Annotated in this window: 15 protein-coding genes; 1 reads left to right on the top strand and 14 read right to left on the bottom strand. The window is 70.4% G+C overall.

What is annotated here, in order from left to right:
- Positions 1 to 184 precede the first annotated feature (184 nt).
- Positions 185 to 775 carry a PaaI family thioesterase gene (locus tag ACIA77_RS00730; protein ID WP_395883660.1) on the top strand — a complete coding sequence of 197 codons (591 nt, stop codon included), beginning with the start codon at positions 185 to 187 and terminating at the stop codon, positions 773 to 775.
- A gap of 1,035 nt (positions 776 to 1,810) precedes the next feature.
- On the opposite strand, the gene ACIA77_RS00725 is transcribed toward ACIA77_RS00730, so the two are convergent.
- From ACIA77_RS00725 to ACIA77_RS00660, 14 genes are all read right to left on the bottom strand, one after another.
- Complete coding sequence (locus ACIA77_RS00725) at positions 1,811 to 4,147, bottom strand: tetratricopeptide repeat protein (RefSeq protein ID WP_395884302.1); 2,337 nt, start codon at positions 4,145 to 4,147, stop codon at positions 1,811 to 1,813.
- Between the two features lie 1,714 nt (positions 4,148 to 5,861).
- Complete coding sequence (locus ACIA77_RS00720) at positions 5,862 to 6,725, bottom strand: glutamate ABC transporter substrate-binding protein (protein WP_395883659.1); 864 nt, start codon at positions 6,723 to 6,725, stop codon at positions 5,862 to 5,864.
- A gap of 205 nt (positions 6,726 to 6,930) precedes the next feature.
- Positions 6,931 to 8,337, bottom strand: coding sequence for a hypothetical protein (locus ACIA77_RS00715; RefSeq protein WP_395883658.1), 1,407 nt, complete (start codon positions 8,335 to 8,337; stop codon positions 6,931 to 6,933).
- Positions 8,338 to 8,432: 95 nt separating this feature from the next.
- Complete coding sequence (locus ACIA77_RS00710) at positions 8,433 to 8,729, bottom strand: DUF397 domain-containing protein (RefSeq protein ID WP_395883657.1); 297 nt, start codon at positions 8,727 to 8,729, stop codon at positions 8,433 to 8,435.
- The gene (locus ACIA77_RS00705) at positions 8,726 to 9,583 is read right to left on the bottom strand and encodes a helix-turn-helix domain-containing protein (RefSeq protein ID WP_395883656.1); all 858 of its coding nucleotides are present in this window, start codon (positions 9,581 to 9,583) and stop codon (positions 8,726 to 8,728) included. Before ACIA77_RS00705 ends, ACIA77_RS00710 begins: the two co-directional genes overlap by 4 nt.
- A gap of 107 nt (positions 9,584 to 9,690) precedes the next feature.
- A complete protein-coding gene (locus tag ACIA77_RS00700; protein WP_395883655.1) occupies positions 9,691 to 10,926 on the bottom strand; it encodes a GAF domain-containing protein in 1,236 nt (411 codons plus the stop codon).
- A gap of 9 nt (positions 10,927 to 10,935) precedes the next feature.
- Positions 10,936 to 12,114 (bottom strand): acetoin dehydrogenase dihydrolipoyllysine-residue acetyltransferase subunit, encoded by a 1,179-nt coding sequence (locus ACIA77_RS00695; protein ID WP_395883654.1) that lies wholly within the window; start codon positions 12,112 to 12,114, stop codon positions 10,936 to 10,938.
- On the bottom strand, positions 12,114 to 13,127 hold the full coding sequence (locus ACIA77_RS00690; protein ID WP_395883653.1) for an alpha-ketoacid dehydrogenase subunit beta: 1,014 nt from the start codon (positions 13,125 to 13,127) through the stop codon (positions 12,114 to 12,116). Before ACIA77_RS00690 ends, ACIA77_RS00695 begins: the two co-directional genes overlap by 1 nt.
- A gap of 14 nt (positions 13,128 to 13,141) precedes the next feature.
- A complete protein-coding gene (locus tag ACIA77_RS00685; RefSeq protein ID WP_395883652.1) occupies positions 13,142 to 14,098 on the bottom strand; it encodes a thiamine pyrophosphate-dependent dehydrogenase E1 component subunit alpha in 957 nt (318 codons plus the stop codon).
- Positions 14,099 to 14,112: 14 nt separating this feature from the next.
- Entirely contained in the window at positions 14,113 to 15,123 is a 1,011-nt protein-coding gene (locus tag ACIA77_RS00680) for an ATP-NAD kinase family protein (protein WP_395883651.1), read from the bottom strand.
- Between the two features lie 1,425 nt (positions 15,124 to 16,548).
- A complete protein-coding gene (locus ACIA77_RS00675; protein WP_395883650.1) occupies positions 16,549 to 16,773 on the bottom strand; it encodes a heavy-metal-associated domain-containing protein in 225 nt (74 codons plus the stop codon).
- A 628-nt stretch (positions 16,774 to 17,401) separates the two neighbouring features.
- Entirely contained in the window at positions 17,402 to 17,605 is a 204-nt protein-coding gene (locus ACIA77_RS00670) for a cold-shock protein (protein ID WP_204091936.1), read from the bottom strand.
- Between the two features lie 200 nt (positions 17,606 to 17,805).
- Complete coding sequence (locus tag ACIA77_RS00665) at positions 17,806 to 18,018, bottom strand: hypothetical protein (protein ID WP_395883649.1); 213 nt, start codon at positions 18,016 to 18,018, stop codon at positions 17,806 to 17,808.
- Between the two features lie 235 nt (positions 18,019 to 18,253).
- Complete coding sequence (locus tag ACIA77_RS00660) at positions 18,254 to 19,915, bottom strand: thiamine pyrophosphate-binding protein (RefSeq protein ID WP_395884301.1); 1,662 nt, start codon at positions 19,913 to 19,915, stop codon at positions 18,254 to 18,256.
- Positions 19,916 to 19,951 lie beyond the last annotated feature (36 nt).

Genomic DNA, 19,951 nt, shown 5'->3' with positions numbered 1-19,951 from the left:
GTACGCGACCCAGTAGCTCCGAAACAGCTCATTTCCCGAGTCTCGTCCCGCGTGGATTAATCGGCAGCGTGAGTCGCGAAATATCTACCGTCCGGAATTTTCCGACTACTGTGCGCCGAGGAAAACGCGCGTCGCAGGTCAGGCCGCGTACCCCGAACGGCTACTGGCGGGTTAACGTCAGCGCATGAGTCGTGTTTCAGGACCGTGGCCGCCGGTGTCCGTGGAGCCTCCCGAGGTGCACCCGAAGGCCCCTTCGCCCGGTACCGAACTGGGTGTGCACTTCGACGAGTGCTTCGGCTGCGGCGACGAGATCGACGCGGGCCTGCGCCTGCGCTCGGTCGTCGGCGAGGGGCACACGGTGCTCTCGAAGTTCACCGTGACGCCCGCCCACCAGGGTGCACCCGGCCTCGCCCACGGCGGGCTGCTGGCGTGCGCGTTCGACGAGGCCCTGGGCTCCGCGGTCGGCAACCTGCTGCGCCGCCCCGCCGTGACGGGCAAGCTCGAAACGGACTTCCGCCGCCCCGTGCCCGTCGGCTCGACGCTGCACATCGAAGCCCGCCTGGACGGCACAGCGGGCCGCAAGATCTACGTGAGCGCCGACGGCCACCTCGACTCCCCCGACGGCCCCATCGCGGTGACGGCCCGCGCCCTCTTCGTGGCGGTCGGCTTCGAGCACTTCACCACCCACGGTGACCCCACGGCGCTCCAAAAGCTGGCCGACGCCCGCGAAAAGCAGAAGCGGCAGCGTGATGAGGAGTGGGAGATCAACCCCTGACCTGTGGTCTCGTCCGCTCGCCGGCTTCAGGCCGGGCTGTTGTGGGCGCGGGGCTCGGGCGGACAGGCCCCCGCCCTCCCGAGGGGGGCGTCCCCGAGTCCATTCTACCGGTGGGCACCGACAAAAACGCTGGTTGAGCCAGTTGGAGGCCGAGTTGTCCACAACTTGGGGATGCTGTGGACAACTTCGGGTGGATGGGCGTGGGGCGAGGTTTGCCGGGTGACGGGCGTGCGGGCTGCGCGTTTACGCGCGCAGGGGCATCTCGTTGGAGCCGGGTGGCCGCGCCAAGCCCAACGGCCGATGCGGGGTTTGCGGGCGCACACGGGGATGACCGCGGCTAGCAGTGGCTCGGCTGCTGGCCCGGGGTTCGCTGACGTGAGAAGGCAAGAACGGGTGATCGAGGCTCGAACCGAGATCACGCAGCGGCTCTAGTCGGGCCCGCCGGGCCGGTTCGAGCACCGGTGGGATGCGCGCATCCCTGAAGCTACGGCGAGGAGTCGGCCGGTACGGATGCACGTGGCAAGGCAGTCGAGCGCTCGCCCCGCCGGATCGAAGACCGGATCGGACCGAACGGGGCCACGTCAGCGTGCGCAGGCGGAACGCGGCGGCGCACGCCAAAGCAGAACCAGCACCGGCTGGCACCGACCGCAGCTACACCAACACGCACGCAACCGAGGCGGAGCCCACCAGGCCAGTCCGAAAGCCGGTGCGGAGGCACTGGCCGAGCAGCTACGCCAACCCGCCACGCAACCGAGGCGGGGCCCATCAGGCCAGTTCGAAAACCGGTGGGCAGGCACTCGCCAAGCAGCTACGCCAACCCTGCACACAAACGAAGCCGCACCCACCAGGCCAGTCCGAAAGCCGGTGCGGAGGCACTGGCCAAGCAGCTACGCCAACCCTGCACGCAACCGAGGCCGCGCCCGCCGGGCCAGTCCCAAACCCGCCGGCAGGCACCGGCCGAGCAGCTACGCCAACCCGGCACACAAACGAAGCCGCACCCCACCAGGCCAGTCCGAAAACCGGCGGACCTAGCAGCTACGTCAGCGTGCGCGGGCGGATCGAGTTCGCGCGGTCCACCAACGTGATGCGGTCCTCCGCCGAGCCGGCGAGGCGGGCGAGGGTGCGGTAGCAGCGTTCGAGGCCGAAGCGGACGTCGCGTTCTTCCAGGGCGTAGCCGAGGACCTTGGAGGTGTCCGAGGGGGTCGAGGAGTCCGCGCGGAGCCAGTCGTAGGCGGCCTCCAGGACTTCCGCGGAGAGGCGGGTGCGGCGTTCCGCGTCGAGGTTGAGGCGTTCGAGGCGGACGGAGGCGTCGAGGAGGTCCTGTTCGGACACGGTGGTCTGTTCGGCGTTGCCGGTCTGGGTTTTGATCTTGATGGAGGCGACCTGGGCGTCGAGGTAGTGCGTGGAGGTCGCGGGGACGGTTTCCAGGACTTCGACGGCGCTGGTGCGCGCGCCCTGCGCCAGGTACACGCGGGCGAGGCCGAAGGCGGCGCTCACGTAGGTGCGGTCGGTGCGCCAGACGAGCTCGTAGTAGCGCGCGGCGCCGAAGTAGTCGCCGACACCTTCGGCGCTGACGGCGAGCGCGAGCTTCGGCGCGATCTCGCCGGGGAGGTCGTCGTACACGGCTTCGAAGGCGACGTGGGCGACGCGCGGGCGGGCGCCGGCCAGTTCGATGAGGCCGCGGTACCAGTCGATGCGCCAGTCGTGCGGGAAGCCGCCGCGGATGGCGAGGTACTGGGCGGCCTGGAGCTGGCGCTGGGCTTCGACGAACTCGCCCAGCTCGATGCGCGCGCGGACGATCCGCAGGCGCACCTCGATCGACTCCCGCGGCGCGCCCGCGAGGGCCTCGATGGCCTCGCGCGGGTCGAGCGCCGTGGTGGTGGCGAGGACGCCGGCGGCGGGGTCGTCGGTGTCGACCTGCGGGATCGGCAGTCCGGCGACGACCTCGGCGGGCTCGGGCAGCGGCACGCTCGTGCCGGCCTCGGGTACGACCAGGTGCACGCCGAACGTCCGGCTCTCCGGGCCGAACACCGTCGACGCGGCCGGGCGCGGCTTGTTCGTGCCGAGCGCCATGATCTCGCGCAGCACGCCCGTGAGCTGGTCGGCCATGTCTTCGGCGGCCAGGAACCGGCGGTCGGGGTCGTTGTGGGTCGCGCGCTTGAGGAACCGGTAGTACGAACCGAAGAGCGCGAACAGCGGCACCTGGTCCGGACCGGGCAGCGCCGTCTTGAACTTCGTGGTGTAGCCCTGGAACTCGAAGCTCAGGACGGCCAGCGTGCGCCCGACGGTGTAGAGGTCCGACGAGATCGACGCACCCTGCGACGCGAGCTCGGGCGCGCTGTAGCCGGTGGTGAAGAACAGCGGGCTCTCGTAGTCGTCGACGCGCCGGACGGCACCCAGGTCGATCAGCTTCAGCTGCTCGTGGGTCTGGATCACGTTGTCGGGCTTGAGGTCGCAGTAGAGCAGGCCCTGGCTGTGGAGGTAGCCGAGCGCGGGCAGGATCTCGAGGCCGTACGCGATGACCTGGCCGATCGGCAACGGCTCCGGCCGCTTGCTCTCCCGGTGGTGCTGCAGGGCGAGCTGCCGCAGCGACTGGCCCCCGACGTACTCCATCACGATGTAGCCGACGGAGTTGCCGGTCTGGGCGTCCGGGTGCTGCACGAAGTTGTGGATCTTGACGATGTTCGGGTGCTCGACCTCGGCGAGGAACCGCATCTCGTTGGCGGCGGCAGCCATCGCGGTGGCGTCGCCGGTGTCGATCAGGCCCTTGAGGACGACCCAGCGGTCGGAGACGTTGTGGTCCTGCGCGAGGTAGATCCAGCCGAGGCCGCCGTACGCGAGGGCGCCGAGCACTTCGTACTGGCCGCCGACGAGCTCGTGCGGCTGCAGTTTCGGCAGGAACGAGAAGGACGTGCCGCAGTTCTCACACGTGCCTTCGGGGCTGCCGGGCTTGCCGTCCTTGGCGCGGCCGACCTTCGCGCCGCAGTTGCCGCAGAAGCGCTTTTCCTCGGAGACGACCGGGTTCTGGAGGACGGCCGTGGACGGATCGCGGTACGGGACCGGGGGGACGTCGATGAGGCCGGCGCCCAGGCGGCCGCGCCTCGACCGTCGTGAAGACGTGCGGCTGCCGGTGCGGCGCGAGGTGCCGGGGAACGAGCCGGTGCCGCTGGTGCCGTGCGAGCCCGTTCCGGTGCCCGTGCCCTGGCTGCCTTGGCTGCCCTGTTCGCTGCTTTCGCGGCCTTCGCTGCCGGACGCCGCGATCACGCTGTCCGTGCCCGGGTCGGGCAGGTCTTCCTTCGGCTGCACCCGCGGCGACGGCGGCATGATGCTCTGCGTGCCGGGGCTCGGGTTGGCGAGCACGCTGGTGGGCATCGGCGCCGCCGGATCGACGGGCGCGACCGGCTGCTGCGACTGCGGGACGATGACCGGCGCGAGGTCGCCCGGAGGGCGGGTGGGGTCTTCGGCGCCGGGGAGTTTCTTGTCTGCCGCGGACTTCGGCGCGTCGGAGTCCCCGGTTTCCTTGGCGGCGCGGCTCGGTGCGGAGTCCGGGGTGCCTTCGGAGGGCGGGGAAGTCAGGTTGCCGGACTGCGCTTCGGCTTCGCCCGGACCGGGTTCGGCGGGGCGGGACGGGGTGCGCTGCGCACCCGGTTCGGCGGTGCGGTTGCCGGGCTGGCCGGCGTACTGCGGGCCGCCGGGATAGGGCTGGCCTTGGGTGCCGGGGCGGACGGGGTGGCGCTGCTGGCCGGTGTGGGACTGGGGCGGGTAGCCGGGCGCGCGCGACTGCGACTGCGGGTTCGGCGGGTACGCCTGGCCCTGCGACGGATACCCGGGCGCGGGTCGGCTACCGGTGCTCTGCGCCGGCGGGTAGCCGCCGGAAGGCGGTTGGCTGCCCGTGCCTTGACCGGGCGGGTAGCCGGTGCCCTGGGCCGGTGCGTAGGCGCCCGGGGCGGGCTGGCTGCCGGTGTTCGGCGAATACTGGCCGGGCTGGCCTGAACCAGCCTGGCCCGGCCGCGCCCACGGCGGCTGCGGCTCCCCCTGCGCCGGCGTCGACGGGCGGTAGACGGGGGTGTTGATCACCGTCGGGGATTCGGGGTCGGCGGGGCGGGCGGCCGGGTCGAGGCGGCCCGAGACGGACGGCTCGGGCGTGTCCCAGCGGACGGGCGGCGGCGGAGTCCACGAAGGCGTCTCGGCGCCCGCGTTCTCGTCCGGCGCGGCGTGCCGAGGACGGCGCGGCTCCTCCGACACAACTACCTCCCGAGCTCGCGGAAAAACTCCGTCAGTGATCCTAGACGGGCGTCACGATCGTGGGGTCCGGACCGCGCAGGTCCGTTCGAACGGACCACCGAAGCGCCCGCGAAACCCCCGCCCCACCTGCGAAACGGCACGACTGGCCCGTTCGCACTGGGCGGAAATCGGCGGCACGAAAGGTCCCCTCGCGACGCGGCGGTCGGCCGGAACGCAGGCGAGCCGACGCGCGAAGGGGCGGCCGCCCAGGCCCGGTCGCGCAGCGGGGAACGCTGTGGGCTCGCAGGCAACGGCGAACGATGCGCGAGACGACATCGGGCTACTCGCATCTCGGCGGCAAAGATCCGACGCGGCGCTCGGCCGGAACGCGGGTGGCGCTGCAGCCACCAGCGAACCGACGTGGGTTGGGCGCCGGCCCAGGCCCGGTCGCCCCGCAGCGAACGCCGGGAGCCCTCCGGCAACGACGAACGGAGCGGGGCCGAAGGCATCGAGCTGCCTGCACTCCGGCGGCACGAACGGTCCCCTCGCGACGCGACGATCGGCGCGGGCGGCGCAGGCGAGCCGACGCGCGAAGGGGCGGCCGCCCAGGCTCCGTCGCGCAGCGGGGAACACCAGGAGCCGGCAGGCACCGGCGAACGGAATGCGCGCGCGGTCGGGGACATCGGGCTACTCGCACTTCGGCGGCGCAAAAGGCCCCCTCGCGAGGCAGCGCTCGGCCGGAACGCGGGCAGCGCAGGCGACGCGGCCACCGGCGAACCGAGGTGCGAAGTGGCAGCCCAGCCCCCGTCGCGCCCGGGGGAACGCCGGAAACCGGCAGCGAAACAGGACGCGGGCGAAGGCATCACTTGTAGTTCGGCGACGGAGGCGAGGCGGGGCCCAGGCGGGAGCCGACCCACTTCTGGTAGCTCGTTTGCCAGGCGCCGGCGCGGACGGTGTCGAGGACGCCGTTCACGAAGCGCACCAGGTCGGGTTCGTCCTTGGGCATGCCGATGCCGTAGTTCTCCGTGGTCATGGGGTCGCCGGCGACCTTGACGGTCGGGTCCTGGGCGGCCATGCCGGCGAGGATCGTGTCGTCGGTGGAGACGGCGTCGACCTGGTGTTGCTGGAGCATGATCAGGCAGTCGGACCAGTTGTCGACGGAGACGGCGATCGGGTGGGCCGGGTCGGTGGCGATCTTGGCCAGCGACGTGGACTGCTTGGTGGCGCAGACGCGCTTGCCCTTCAGGTCCGACAGCGACTCGGCGTTGGAAGCCTTCGGCACGAGGATCTTCTGGCCCGCGACGTAGTACACCGTCGAGAAAGCCACTTCCTTCAAGCGGGCGCAGGTGATCGAGTACGTCCGCACCACCACGTCCACCTGGTGGTCCTTCAGCACCTGCTCCCGCTGCGACGACGCGATCGCCCGGTACTGCACGTGGCCCTCGGCGGTGCCGAAGATCGCGGCGGCGATCTGGTCGACCATGTCGATGTCGAAACCCTCGAGGTTGCCCGTCTTCGGGTTCCGGAAACCGAACAGGTACGTGGTCTGGTCGACGCCCGCGATCAGCTTGCCGCGCGCCTTGATCTTCGCCACCGACGGAGAACTCGTCGACGCGCCCGCCGGCGAAAGGCTCGCGGTGGGGTCGCAGCTGTCGTCCGCGGGGCCACCGGCGGTCGCGTCCGGACCACCGACGTCGGCGGGCATCGGCCAGGCCGCGTCACTCACCGGAGCCGGATCGATCGGCTGGAGTGCCGACCCGCAAGCGGAAGCCAAGACTGCGACCACCACCAGCGCGGCCGCCCGGAACAAGTGACGCGACCGAATCACCGGTACTCCTCGAATCTTCTCCGCACACCCACGATCCGCACGCCCCCAGTCCCCTCGAACACAGTCAGGTCCAGCACAGTCACACACACCGGCGAAGCCGGGATCACCGGTACTCCCGCAGGCGTTCGCGCACGCCCACGGTCACGCCACCCGCCGCCAGCACCGCCAGCACCGCGACGCCCGGCGCCAGCGCCGTCAGCCACCGGTCACCGGACTGCGTGTCGTCGAGGAACTCCTGGCGGCACACCTCGATCGCGTCCTGCAGGTTCGCGTCGAGCCGGGCGAACGCGGCCGCGGCGCTGCCCTGGCTCACGCTCGTCGCGAAGTCGACGGCCTGCTGGTACTCCCCGCTGTCGTCCAGCTTGCGCACCTGAAGGTGCGCCAGCGACCACTCGCGTGCGGCCTGCTCGGCGGCCTCGATCTTCTGCTGACCCGGCGTGCCGGCCGCGAGGTCACGGGCGTGGCCGAGGAGCCCGCCCTGGCCGTCGGCGCCCACGAGCTTCTCCGCGAGCGTGATGAACTGCTGGTCGTACGACTGCCCGTCACCACGCGCGACGAGCGTCAGGGTCTCGTCGGCGCGCGCCTGCAGAGCCGCGATGCGCGCGCGGACCAGCACGTCGACCTGCGAGGTCCCATCGGTTTTGCCCGAAGCCACGGAGGTGCCCTGGAAGACGAGCGCGACCGCGCCCCACAGCATCGACACGATCACGCACGCCGTGGCCACCAGCAGCCCGATGTTCAGCACGCGGTTCGTCTTGCGCGTCAGGTACACCTGCGTCACGACGAGCGCCGCCACCAGCACCAGGAGCAGCGCGACGGCCGCCCACGGGAACGACGTGCTGTCGTCCTGCTCGTCGGACAGCTTGGTCGTGTCGGCGTTGTACAGCGCTTCCGCCGCGGGCAGGATCGTCGACCGCATCAGCTGCGACGCCTCCCGCAGGTACGAAGCCCCCGACGGGAACCCCTGCCGGTTGTTCGCGCGCGCCGTCTCGACGATCCCGGTGTACACGGGGATCTTCTGGTTCAGGATGTCCACCTGGTGAGCGGCGTCACCCACGTCCGCGGTGTCCGAAGCGGCCTTCGCGAGCGCCGAACCGGCCTCGGCGATGTCCTGCTCGTACTTCTTGCGCAGCTCGGGCGGTTCGGTGCCCACCGACAGGAACGTGGTCGCCGCCGTCGCATCCGCGTCCGAGAGCGAGCGGAAAACCTGCTGCGCCGCCACGGCGAGTGGCTCGCGGTGGTCGATCAAACCCTCGATCGTGTCATCTTTGTCCTGCACGGACAGCGTCGCGACGAGCCCCGCCACCAGCGACAGCAGCACCACACCGACCGCGATCACCGACAGCCGGCCCGGCGTCGTCTTCGCCGTTCTCACGACCGCGCGCACCGCCTGGCCGGGCAGCTCCAAGAGCCCCGCGATGCCGCTGCGGCCTTCCGGCTCCTCCGGCGGGGGCGCGTCCGCGCCCCCAGCGGGCGCAGACGTCTCCGGCCGCGTCACCGTGCTGGTCATCCCCGATCCTCCCCGTACGCCACCCGCAGAAGGTAGCCGGTCACGGACAGGCGGGCGAACCTCACCCGGAAGGTGTCACCAGCACGTGATCTCTCTCAGCGCGTGACGGCGGTGAGGAACGAGGTCCACGCTTCAGCCGAAACGGTGAGGTGACCAGCCGCACGGTCCTTCGTGTCCCGCACTCCGACCTCCACCACGGAGGTGGCCACCTCGACACAGTTCGCTTGCGTGGTGCTGTGAGAACTCTTGTGCCAGCCACCAACCTCGACGCAGTTGGCCTGGTCGGTGCTGAAGGAACTCTTGCGCCAGGACCCGACCTCGACACAGTTGGCCTCTGTGGAGCTGTAAGAACTCTTCCGCCAAGTGGCCTGAGCGGGATCGGTGACGATCATGGTTCGGGCTCCTCGGATGGGTTGCCGATCAATCTGGCAATCAGCCTAGCTGAGTCATCCGGTGACAAGGCAGTGCGAAGTAGGCCACCCCAGGCATGCCGAACGCGTGCGACTGATGCTTCATCTTCGAGGAAGCTGCTGGCGCCACGGGTTTCCGCGTAAGCGAGAGTCGGCTGCTCGGAGAATTCGAGCAGCACGAGGGGACCTTCGAGGCCGGGATGACCGCCTGCTGAGAACGGCACCACTTGGAGGGTGACCTTTGACCGGTTTGCCATCAGCTGAAGGTGCTGCAGCTGCCCGCGCATCACCTCCGGCCCACCGACGAACCTTCGCAGGACCCCTTCCTCGATCAGCAGGTGTACCGCGGGACCGTTCGCCCGGCTCAACACGAGCTGGCGGCTCACCCGCGCGGCGATCAGTTTGTCGACGTCGATCTCATCCAGCTGTCGGTCGATGCTGTGAACCAAAGCCCGCGTGTACTCGGGGGTTTGCGCCAGCCCCGGAATCAAAAGCGGCTCGTAGTTCTTGATGGCCGAAGCTTCGTCCTCGAAGCGGATCAGCTGCTTCCAATTGGGTGGCAGCTTGCCGTGGATCTCGTGCCAGTTGCGCTGTTCTCCCTCGCGCAGCAGCTGCATCAGCTCCTGCCGCTTCTCGCTCGGGGCTCTGAGGAAGCCGAGGATGGTGGAGACGTCGTCGGTGTACAGGCCGCGGTTGCCCGTCTCCATGCGGGAGATCTTGCTCTCGGAGAAGCCGAGGCCGTCGGAAACCTCTTTGCACGTCAGCCCCGCCTCCAGGCGCAGCAACCGCAGCTCGGCGGAGACCCGGCGCTGCCGCACCGAAGTTCGCTTGGTCATGGTGCACACCATCGCCGCTTGCCACGCGGGCAAGGAAGATCACTCACACCAATGGTGGTTGCGCGTACGCGGGGCAACGCGCACAACCCGCGTGCGCAGCGCCGAAACTACCCGGCCACAGCGGATCCGTGCACGACGACGTCGAGGTTGTCGGCGAACCGGTACGGCCGCCCGACCACGATCCCGCCCACGATCCGGCGCAGCCGGGAAACTTCGGCGCGGACGGTGACCGTGCGCGTCGCGTCCCCGAAGAGCACCGCGGCCAATTGTGAAGCGCTGCAACCGCTTCGGTGCGCGGCGAGCGCGGTCAGCAACTGCGCGTGACGCGGGGAGACGCGGTGGGTCCATTCGCCCGCGGCGCCGTAGACGGTCAGCAGGGGCTCGCCGGGACTGCGCAGATCGAGCGCAACCCGGGTTGGCAGCGCAGCGTTCCCCGCGGGCTCCCCCGCGACCAGCCGGACGAGCCAGCCGCCGGGCAACGGCTCGACGAAGCACTGGCCGTAGGCGGGCAGCCAGAGCGGTCCGGGTTCGACGGAACCCGGCAGCGGCAGGCGTCCGCTGGGCGCGAAGCCGGTGGCGGCAGCGATCCAGCCGTGCCGATCGGTCACCAGCGCGCGGCCGGAAACCTTGGCCAGCAAGGGGACCGCCACCCCGCGCAGGTGCTCCAGGTCCGTCAGGTGGCTGGTGCGCAGCTGCGATTCGGCGAGCCGGCCGACGGCGGCGACGAGGGCGAGGGTGGTGGCGTGGACCGTCGAGGCGGGACCGGAGAGGTCGACGACACCGAGCAACCGGCCGTCGCGGGGGTCGTGCAGCGGCGCGGCGGCACAGGTCCAGTCGTGCTGGGCGCGCACGTAGTGTTCGGCGGAGTAGACCTGCACCGGCCGTCGCGCGACGAGCGCGGTGCCGATGGCGTTGGTGCCGACGGATTCCTCCTGCCAGTCGACGCCTTCGACGAACCCGAGCCGGTCGGCGCGGTGGCGGACGGGGTTGGAGCCGTCGCGCCAGAGGACGTGGCCGGCGGCGTCGACGATCACCATGATGTGCGCGGCCTGCTCGGCCAGGCTGAGCAGGCCGCCGCGCAACAGGGGCAGCAACGGCGTCAGACCGCTGGCGCGGCGACGTTCTTCGAGCTCGGCGGCGCCGAGGATCGGGACGGCGGGCCCGCGGTCGGGGTCGATGCCGAGCCGTTGGACGCGTGACCAGGATTCGCCGATGACCGTCCGGGGTGCGCTGGGCAGCGCTTCGCCCGCGACGGCGGCTTCGTGGACGCGGGCGAGGGCGCGCGCGTGCTGTCGAGGATCAACCCCGACCGGCAACGCTGCCTCGAGGTGCTGCTCGCCCAACCACCGCTCCTAGTCCACCCGGCCTCCCTCGGTCAGTGTGCCCGCCGACGGGCCGTGATCGGAAGCCTCGGTGACTTCGCCGACAGACTCGACGAGCACCGTCGCGACCTCGACGACGGCCGCGGGTTTCTCCAGGTGCACCATGTGGCCGGCACCCTCGACGTAGTGCACCTCGTCCAGCTGAGCAGCGTTTTCGGCCGGCAGCACGGCGTCTTCGCGACCCCAGACCACCGATACGGGGCCGGGGTACTGCGCGAGGAGCGGGCCGATGTCGAGGGCCGGGGCGTCGTCTTCGGTCAGCAGGGTGCCGAGGAGCTTCGAGAGCACTTTGTCGACGCCGTCGAGGCGTTTGTACTTGAGCAGGTCGTCGGCGAGGCGGCGGGTGACCTGGTCCGGGTCGGCGAACAGCGCCGTGAGGTGCGGTTTCAGCTCTCGCCGCGAACTCGCGCTCGCGAAGCCGCGCAGGTAATCGGCGTTGATCCGGCTGCCGACGCCCGCCGGCGCGACCAGCGTGAGCGAGGCGACCTTGCCCGGTTGCATCGCGGCCGCGGCAGCGACCACCGCGCCGCCGAGCGAGTGGCCGACGAGGTGGGCTTTGGTCACGTTGAGTGTTTCGAGGAAACCGAGGACGGCGTTGGCGAGGGTGGTCAGCGACCCGTCGCCGACGTCCTTCGTCGACTCACCGTGACCGGGGAGGTCGAGGGCGTGGACGGTGCGGCCGTCCGAGAGCGGCTCCTGGACGAAGAGCCAGGAGTTCTTGTCGCCGCCGTAGCCGTGAACCAGCACGACCACCTCGCCGGTGTCGCCGAGGGTGGCGTAGCTGAGACTCCGGCCGTCGACTTCGACGGTGCCCGCGACCGGTCCCCCGACGTCCTCGACCAGGCCCTCCGCCAGCTCGCGGCGGGCTTCCTCGGCGGCGGCGTCGACCTCGGCGTCACCCACTTCGGCGGGCGCGAGCAGGGCGATCGTGCCGCCGACGGGCACGTCCTCCCCCGCCGCCGCGATCACCCGGCGCAGCACGCCGGAGCCCGGGGACTCCAGGGTGCCGGTGATCTTGTCGGTGTCGATGTCGACGAGGTCGTCGCCTTCGGTGACGTCGTCGCCTTCGGCCGCGATCCAGTCGGTGATCCGGCCGGTTTTCATCGACAGGCCCCACTTGGGCATGGTCACGCGTTCGATGCCCGTCATCAGCGCTTCCACTCGACCACGGACTTGGCCGCGTTGACCACCTTCTGCGCGTCCGGGATGTAGAGGTCTTCGAGCGCGTCGGAGAAGGGCACCGGGGTGTGCGGCGGGGTGACCATCTCGATCGGCGCGCGCAGCGAACCGAAGGCCTCCTTGGCGACCAGCGCGGAGATGTCAGTGGCCAGGTTGCAGCGAGGTGAAGCTTCGTCGACGATCACGAGCCGGCCGGTGTTCTCGACGCTTTCGAGGATCGTTTCGGTGTCGAGCGGGCTGGTGGTGCGCGGGTCGATGACCTCGGCTTCGACCCCTCCGGCCGCCAGCTCGCGGGCGGCTTCCTCGGCGACGCCGACCATGCGGCCGATCGCGACGATGGTGACGTCGTCGCCGTCGCGGACGACGTTGGCTTCACCGAAGGGGATCGTGTAGCTGTCTTCGGGGACTTCGCCGGAGGTGTCGTAGAGCGCCTTGTGCTCGCAGAAGATGACCGGGTCGTCGTCGCGAATGGACTGGATGAGCAGGCCCTTCGCCTCGTACGGGCTGGACGGCACGACGACCTTGAGGCCCGGGATGTGCGTGAAGATCGGGTACAGGCACTGGGAGTGCTGGGCCGCGGCGCGCAGGCCCGCGCCGTACATCGTGCGGATCACCACCGGCGTGCGGGCGTTGCCGCCGAACATGTAGCGGAACTTGGCTGCCTGGTTGAAGATCTGGTCGAAGCAGACGCCCATGAAATCGATGAACATCAGCTCGGCCACGGGCCGCTGGCCGGCCGTCGCGGCGCCGATGGCCGCGCCGATGAACGCCGATTCGGAGATCGGCGTGTCGAGCACGCGGCCCGGGAACCGGTGGTAAAGGCCTTTGGTGACACCGAGAACGCCGCCCCACGCGTCGTCCTCACCGGGGCTGCCGGCGCCGCCGGCGTTGTCCTCACCCATGACGATCACGGACTCGTCTCGCTGCATCTCCTGCGCGAGGGCCTCGTTGACCGCTTCGCGGTAGCTGATCGTGCGTGCCATGACTCGCGCTCCTTTCAGTACGAGACGTAGACGTCGGTCTCCAGGTCGGTCCGGGTGGGTTTCGGTGCGGTTTTGGCTTCCGCGACGGCTTCGTCGATGAGCTTGGCGACCTCGGCGTCGACCCGGTCGAGGGTGATCTCGTCGAGCTCGCCGCTTTCGACGACGCGGGTGCGGAAGCGCTTGAGGCAGTCGAGGTTCTCGCGGGCGTGGGCGACTTCGTCGGCGCGGTAGCTCTGCTGGTCGCCTTCGAAGTGGCCGAAGTAGCGCGTGAACTTGACTTCCAGGAGGGTCGGGCCGCCACCGCCGCGCGCCCGTTCGATGGCTTCGCCGGCGGCTTCGGTGACGGCGAAGAAGTCGTAGCCGTCGACGATCACGCCGGGCATGCCGAAGCCTGCGGCGCGGTCGGCGATGTTGTCCGAGGCCACGGACCAGGTGCTGGACGTGGCTTCGGCGTACCCGTTGTTCTCGGCGACGAACAGCGCGGGCAGGTTCCAGACGGAGGCGAGGTTGAGGGCTTCGAGCGTGGTGCCCTGGTTGCTGGCGCCGTCGCCGAAGAAGGCGACGCCGACGCCGCCCGTGCCTTGTTGTTTGGCGGCGAGGGCGGTGCCGCAGATGAGCGGTGGGCCGCCGCCGACGATGCCGTTGGCGCCGAGCATGCCCTTCGACAGGTCGGCGATGTGCATCGAGCCGCCCTTGCCGTGGCAGGAGCCGGTGGTGCGGCCGTAGATCTCGGCCATCATGGCCTTGACGTCGACCCCCTTGGCGATGCAGTGGCCGTGGCCGCGGTGGGTGCTGGCGATGGTGTCACGGCGGTCGAGGTGGCGGCAGACGCCCGCGGCGGAGGCCTCCTCGCCGGCGTAGAGGTGGACGAAGCCGGGGATGTCCCCGGTGGCGAACTCTTCGTGCACGCGTTCTTCGAACGCGCGAATGGTGCGCATGGTGCGATACGCCTCCAGCAAGGTTTCCGTCATCGTCGACGCTCCCTTCACTCGGTTTTCGTGCGCAACAACCCCTGTCGGGACGCTTCGGCCATGGCGGCGCGGACGTCGACGCACCACGGCCCGTCGGACCGGAGTTCGACGTAGGCGCCCTCGCCCTGTTTGAGCTCGAGTTCCCGTTCGCCGTCGACCGCGATCACACCGCCACCCGCGGCCAGGTCGACGCGCATGCCCTGCTTGAGCACGCCCCAGCCGCGCACGCCGACGGCTTTGACCAGGCCGGGGGCGATCGGGGCGTGGACCACGTGCTGGGTCACCCCGACGGGCCCGAGCTTGAGGGCGACGCCGTCGGCGCTGGAGCGCGGGCTCGGGCAGAGCTGGCCCGCGATGCTGGACAGGCCGATGCCGTCGGGCTCGGCGAAGGTGCAGTACAGCTCGGTCAGCGCGGTCGGGTCCCAGAGCGCTCTGGCGCCGACGTGCTTGCTGAGCGTGACGGCGACGTCCACGAGCGCGATCTCGCGGCGGTTCTTCGTGACGACTTCGAGCTTGCTGACGCGGTGGGTGACCAGGTCGGCGTCCACTTGGTTCGTGGCGATCAGGCCGGCGGCGAGCCCCGCGACGGTGGCTTCGCGCATCTGGGGGAAGGCGTTGTTGGTGCCGGTGGAGAGCGCGAGGAGGGGGACCTCTTGGGCGGCCTTCGCGGCTACGCGGGCGGTGCCGTCGCCGCCGAGGCAGACGATGACCCCGGCGCCCGCGTCGACCATCCGCTGGACAGCGGTGACGGTGTCCTGCGCGGTGCCGGTGATGGGATCCTTGTCGCAGAACTCGACGCCCGGTTGCGGCTCCCGTTGCAGGTGACGGTGGACGGCCGCGGAGATGCCGCCGAGGTCGGTGGAGACCAGCGTCCTCTCGACGCCGGCCACGGCGAACGCGGCCAGCAGGCGCTGGACCATGTTGGCCTTCTCGGCGGTCGGGAACACCGACGCCTGCGCGACCAGCCGCCGGATGTCCCTCCCCGACGCCGGGTTCGCCACGATGCCCGCCACGCCTGCGCCCACGGCACTTCTCCTTGCCCCGGTTTGTGCGGTTTCAGGAGACCGCGTCGCGCCGAGTTCGGGAAGGGTTGCGGAGGGTTGCAGATTTGTGGCTCACCCGGACGGCGCAATGGGTTGGTGCTGGGGTTGTTGGGTTGGGTGGGGTTTGGGTGGTTGGGGGTTGGGGCTGCGGTTGGTTGGGGCTGCGGTTGGTTGCGGCTGCGGGGTTGGGCCGCGTGGTGGCGGTCGTGGTTGTGGCTGCGGTTGGCTGGGGCTGCTGGGTTGGGCCGCGTGGTTGCGGTCGTGGTTGTGGCTGCGGTTGGTTGGGGCTGCGGGTTGGCCGCGGCTGCGGTTGGTTGCGGCTGCGGTTGGTTGCGGCTGCGGTTGGTTGCGGCTGCGGTTGGTTGCGGCTGCGGTTGGTTGCGGCTGCGGTTGGTTGCGGCTGACTTTGGCTGCCGGGGTTGCGGGCCGCGTGGTTGTGGCTGCGGTTGGCGCAGCCGACTTTGGCTGCCGGGTTACGGGCCGCGTAGTGGCGGTCGTTATTGCGGCTGTTGGGTTGCGGGCCGCGTGGTGGCGGTCGTGGTTGTGGCTGCCCGGCTGCGGCTGGCCGCGGCCGGCTTTGGCTGCCGGGTTGCGGGCCGCGTGGTTGTGGCTGTCCAGCTGCGGTTGGTTGCGGCTGGTTTTGGCTGCCGGGGTTGCGGTCGTGCGCTGCCGGTCGTGGTTGTGGCTGCGGCCGGTTGTGGCTGCACGGCTGCGACTGGGTGCGGTTGCGGTCGCGTGATTGCCGGTCGTGCCTGCGGTGGCCGGCAGGCGGCCACGTTTGCTGGCTGCTCGTTGCCTGGGCTGCGCGGCCGCTGCAGTGCAGCCCTGGTTGCCGGTCGCAGCTGCGGCTGTTGGGCTGCTGCGGTCGCTGGCGACCCGTTGCGTGGCTGCACGGCCGCGGCTGGACGACCGCCAGTCACAGCTGCAGTGCCGGCGCCCGTTGCCTGGCTGCCCGGCCACGGCTGTGCAGCCGCGGTTGCCAGTCGCAGCCGCGGCTGTCGGGCTGCTGCGGTCGCTGGCGACCCGTTGCGTGGCCACACGGCCGCGGCTGGACGACCGCCAGTCACAGCTGCAGTGCCGGCGCCCGTTGCCTGGCTGCGCGGCCACTGCCGTGCAGCCACCGTTGCCAGTGGCAGCCGCGGCTGTTGGGTTACTGCGGTTGCTGGCTACCCATTGCGAGGCCACACGGCCGCGGCTGGACGATCGGCCGCCGCAGCTGCGGTTGCCAGCTGCCGGTCGCGGTTTCTCGAGCGCGGTTGCCGTTGTGCGGCTGCAGGCTGCCGTCGCATGGCTGAGCGGCCGCTTCTGTGCGGCCGCGGTTGGATGACTGCCGGTAGCGGCTGCTCTTGCCAACTTCTGGCCGCGGCTGCCGGCTGCGGTTGCACCACTGCCGGGCCGCGGCTCCGCTCAGGCGGCTTCGGCGGTGGTGCCTTCGAAGGTGTACCCGGCTTCCTCGACAGCGAGTTTGACGGCTTCCTCGGTCAGGGGTTCGGTGCTGCGAACCTTGACGTGCCCGGTCTCGACGTCGACATCGACCTCCTCGACGCCAGGCAACTCGGCCAGTTCCTCGGTGACCGACTGTGCACAGTGGCCACAGGACATTCCGGAGACGGTGTACCCGTTCTCGATCATGGCGGGGAGCCTAAGGGGTTCCCAGTTGACACGATCGGGTGATATCTGGATCGCTCCCACGCACGGAAGTCGTTGCCGCGCAACGGGAACCGAATGGTGGGACCGGGAGCCGCGGCGCGTTGTCCACAGGGGGAGCGAGTTGTGGACAACTCGGGTCCACATCGGCTCGTGGCCAGGTTTTGTCGGGGGTGGCCGATAGAATGGACGTGGGGACGCCCCCTGGGAGGGCGGGGGACTTTTCTCCCGGCCGGTGGGGGCTGCACACCTGCTGTGGCGGGGAGTTGGTGAGCGCAAGAGCGGGGGTTGCGTCGCAGCGAAGGCAAGAGCCAGCGCCGGATCGCGCCGATCAGGGCAGGCAGCGTGAGCGACGGTGGCCGACGGAGGCGACAGCACGGTAGAGGACTGCATCGGGCACCGCTGATCAGCAATCGAATCGGCCACGTAGCAGAAGAAGCGGCGGCAAGGTCCTCGGTGCGGGCCGGCCGCGGGCGAAGGGCGGCCCGGGCGGCTGGAAGTCGTCGAAGCGGGCTACACACCGGCACACCCTCGGCCGCGCAACAACAACGACAGCGAAAAGGGCCGCCACCCGTAGCGGGGGTGGCGGCCCTTCTTCGAAAGTCCTAGGGGGTCAGATCACGGTGACCGAGGTGGCCTGCGGACCCTTCTGGCCCTGGCCGATCTCGAACTCCACGCGAGCGTTCTCCTCGAGGGTGCGGAAGCCGTTGCCCTTGATCTCGCTGTAGTGAACGAAGACGTCGCCGCCGCCGTTGTCGGGGGTGATGAAGCCGAACCCCTTCTCGGAGTTGAACCACTTCACGGTGCCCTGAGTCATCAAAATCTCCATAAATACAACCAAAACAGGAAGCCACATCAGCATCCCGGGTCGAACCCGGACGGTTTGCTTCCTCGGTGAGGAGACACTGCGCCCGCTGAAATCTGCGAGCGTGACTCACAAAAATCGAGACCGCCGGAAGTAAAGCACAGCACACGCCACCAGGACAACCCGGACTCACCCGGGCGCGCAGGGGTGAGTTATTCGCCACTCGCGGGACGGAGGTCCCCGAACGGCGAGCGCCAGGCGACGCCCTGGTCGGACGCGACGACGGCGTCGTCGTGGGCTTCGGCGCTGGCGCTGAACAGCACTGGGACGACGCCGGAGGTCTCGCGGACCTGCTCCGTCGCCGTGCGCGCGCCGGCGGCACGCGCCGCCGCCGTGCGAGAAGTGCGTGAAACCGAATCGGCCATAGTGGTGAAACTCCCCTCGTTCCCACCCGCCCCGAAGCGGGCGGTGCCGCGATGATGGCATCCGGCACCGACAGAAAACGGCCGTTCCCGACCGGACCAGACCACGAATTCAACGACCCCAACTGGACGGGCCCGGGCTCTCCCGCGAACCCCCGGGAACACCGCCAGGCTACCGGAGCCACCCCCGTGCGGCCACTGAACTCCTCCGGCGTTTCTCGTTGTCCGCCGGAAAAAGTCACTGACCCGGCACACCTGGGCGAACAGCGCTGAGCAGCGCGCTCAACCGGACGTCCGGGGTGACCACATCGGGGTCCGTCCTCACATCGATCACACACGGACGCTGGCGCACCAGCGCACTCGCGATGATCGCCTCGAGTTCTTCCCGATCGTCCACCGTGTACCCGGCGGCGCCGAGCCCGCGAGCCCAGGAGGCGAAGTCGGTCAACGGGATCGTCACGCCCGAAAGCCGCCCGTGGACGCGCGCTTGGTGCATCGCGAGTGCCCCGTGGACCCCGTTCTGGAACACGACGACCATCACCGGCGCCCGGTAGCGCACCGCCGTCTCGATCTCCTGGCCCGTCATGAGCGTGCCGGCGTCGCCGACCATCGCGACGACGGCGCGCCGCGGCTCGGCGAGCTTCGCGGCGACGGCCGCGGGCACGGCGTACCCCGTGGCCGCGTTGCTCGGGCCGAGCTGGCTGCGCGGCGCCGTGAAGCACCAGTAGCGGTGCATGAACTGCGCGAAGTTGCCCGCGTCGCTCGTCACGATCGTGTCCTCGGGCGCGAGCTTGCGCAGGGCGCGGATCACGTCGACGGGGTGCACGCGCGTGTTGCCGCTCGTGTCGGGCGGGGTCATGAAGGTGTGCACGGCGGCGTTGGCGGCCGAAGCCCGGCGCGTCCGCGGCGTCGCGACCGCCCTCAGCTCACGCAGGAACGGCTCCACCTCCGAGTCGACGCGGAAGGTCAGCCCCCGGCGGCGCGGCTCGTCGATCCCGGTGCCGACGAGCACGAGCGTCTGCTGCGCCGTCGGGTAGCGGTAGCCCTGGGTGGTCACCTCGTCGAGCTGCGTGCCGAGCGCGAGCACGAGGTCGGCGCGTTCGAGCGCGTCGAGCTGGCGCGCCGGGATGCCGAGGCCGAGGTGGCCGGCGTAGCGCTCGTGGGTCTCGGGGAACGCGTCCTGCCGGCGGAAAGCGTTGTAGACGGGCAGCGACAGCTCGTCGGCCACGGCGATGAGCTCGTCGCGGGCCGAGCGCGCGCGGCCGCCGACGATGACGACCGGGTAGCGGGCCTCGTCGACGAGCCCGGCGACGGCTTCGGCCGAACGGCCCAGCGTCCCGGTGATCGGCGGGCGCACCTTGGCCACCGGTTTGGCCGAGTCGTACGGGACACCCCACGCGTCGCTCGGCACGCCGATCACGACGGGACCCGGGCGGCCCTCGCGGCAGCGCGTGAGGCCCTCGGCGAGCAGGCCGGGCACGTCGTCGGGGTCGTTCGCGCGGACGCACCACTTGGCGATCGACTCGAACATCGCCGTGAGGTCCGACGTCGGCAACTCGCCGGTGAGCGTGCGGTCGAGCGCCGGCGTTTCGAGGAGGACGACCATCGGCGTCTCGTCCTGGTAGGCCGTCTGCACGCCGATGGCGAGGCTCGCGGCGCTCGGTCCGCGGCTCGCGAGGAGCACGGCGGGGCGCTCGGTGAGCTTGCCTTCGGCCTCGGCCATGAACGCCGCGCCCGAGTCGTGACGCGCCGAGATGAGGGTGACTTCGCGCTCGCGCTGCAGCGCATCGAGCAGTTCCAGGAACGCCTGACCGACGACCGCGTACACCCGGCGGACCTGGGCCTCGGTCAGGATGCGCACGGCCGTCTGGGCGACGGTCGCTTCTACTTGGTATCTAATGAGGAGAGCTTAGGGCGGCACGGTTCACCGTAGTCA

Origin of the sequence: Amycolatopsis sp. NPDC051903 (assembly GCF_044452505.1) — a bacterium.
Taxonomy (GTDB): Bacteria; Actinomycetota; Actinomycetes; order Mycobacteriales; family Pseudonocardiaceae; genus Amycolatopsis.
This window is presented reverse-complemented; position numbering and strand designations above follow the sequence as displayed.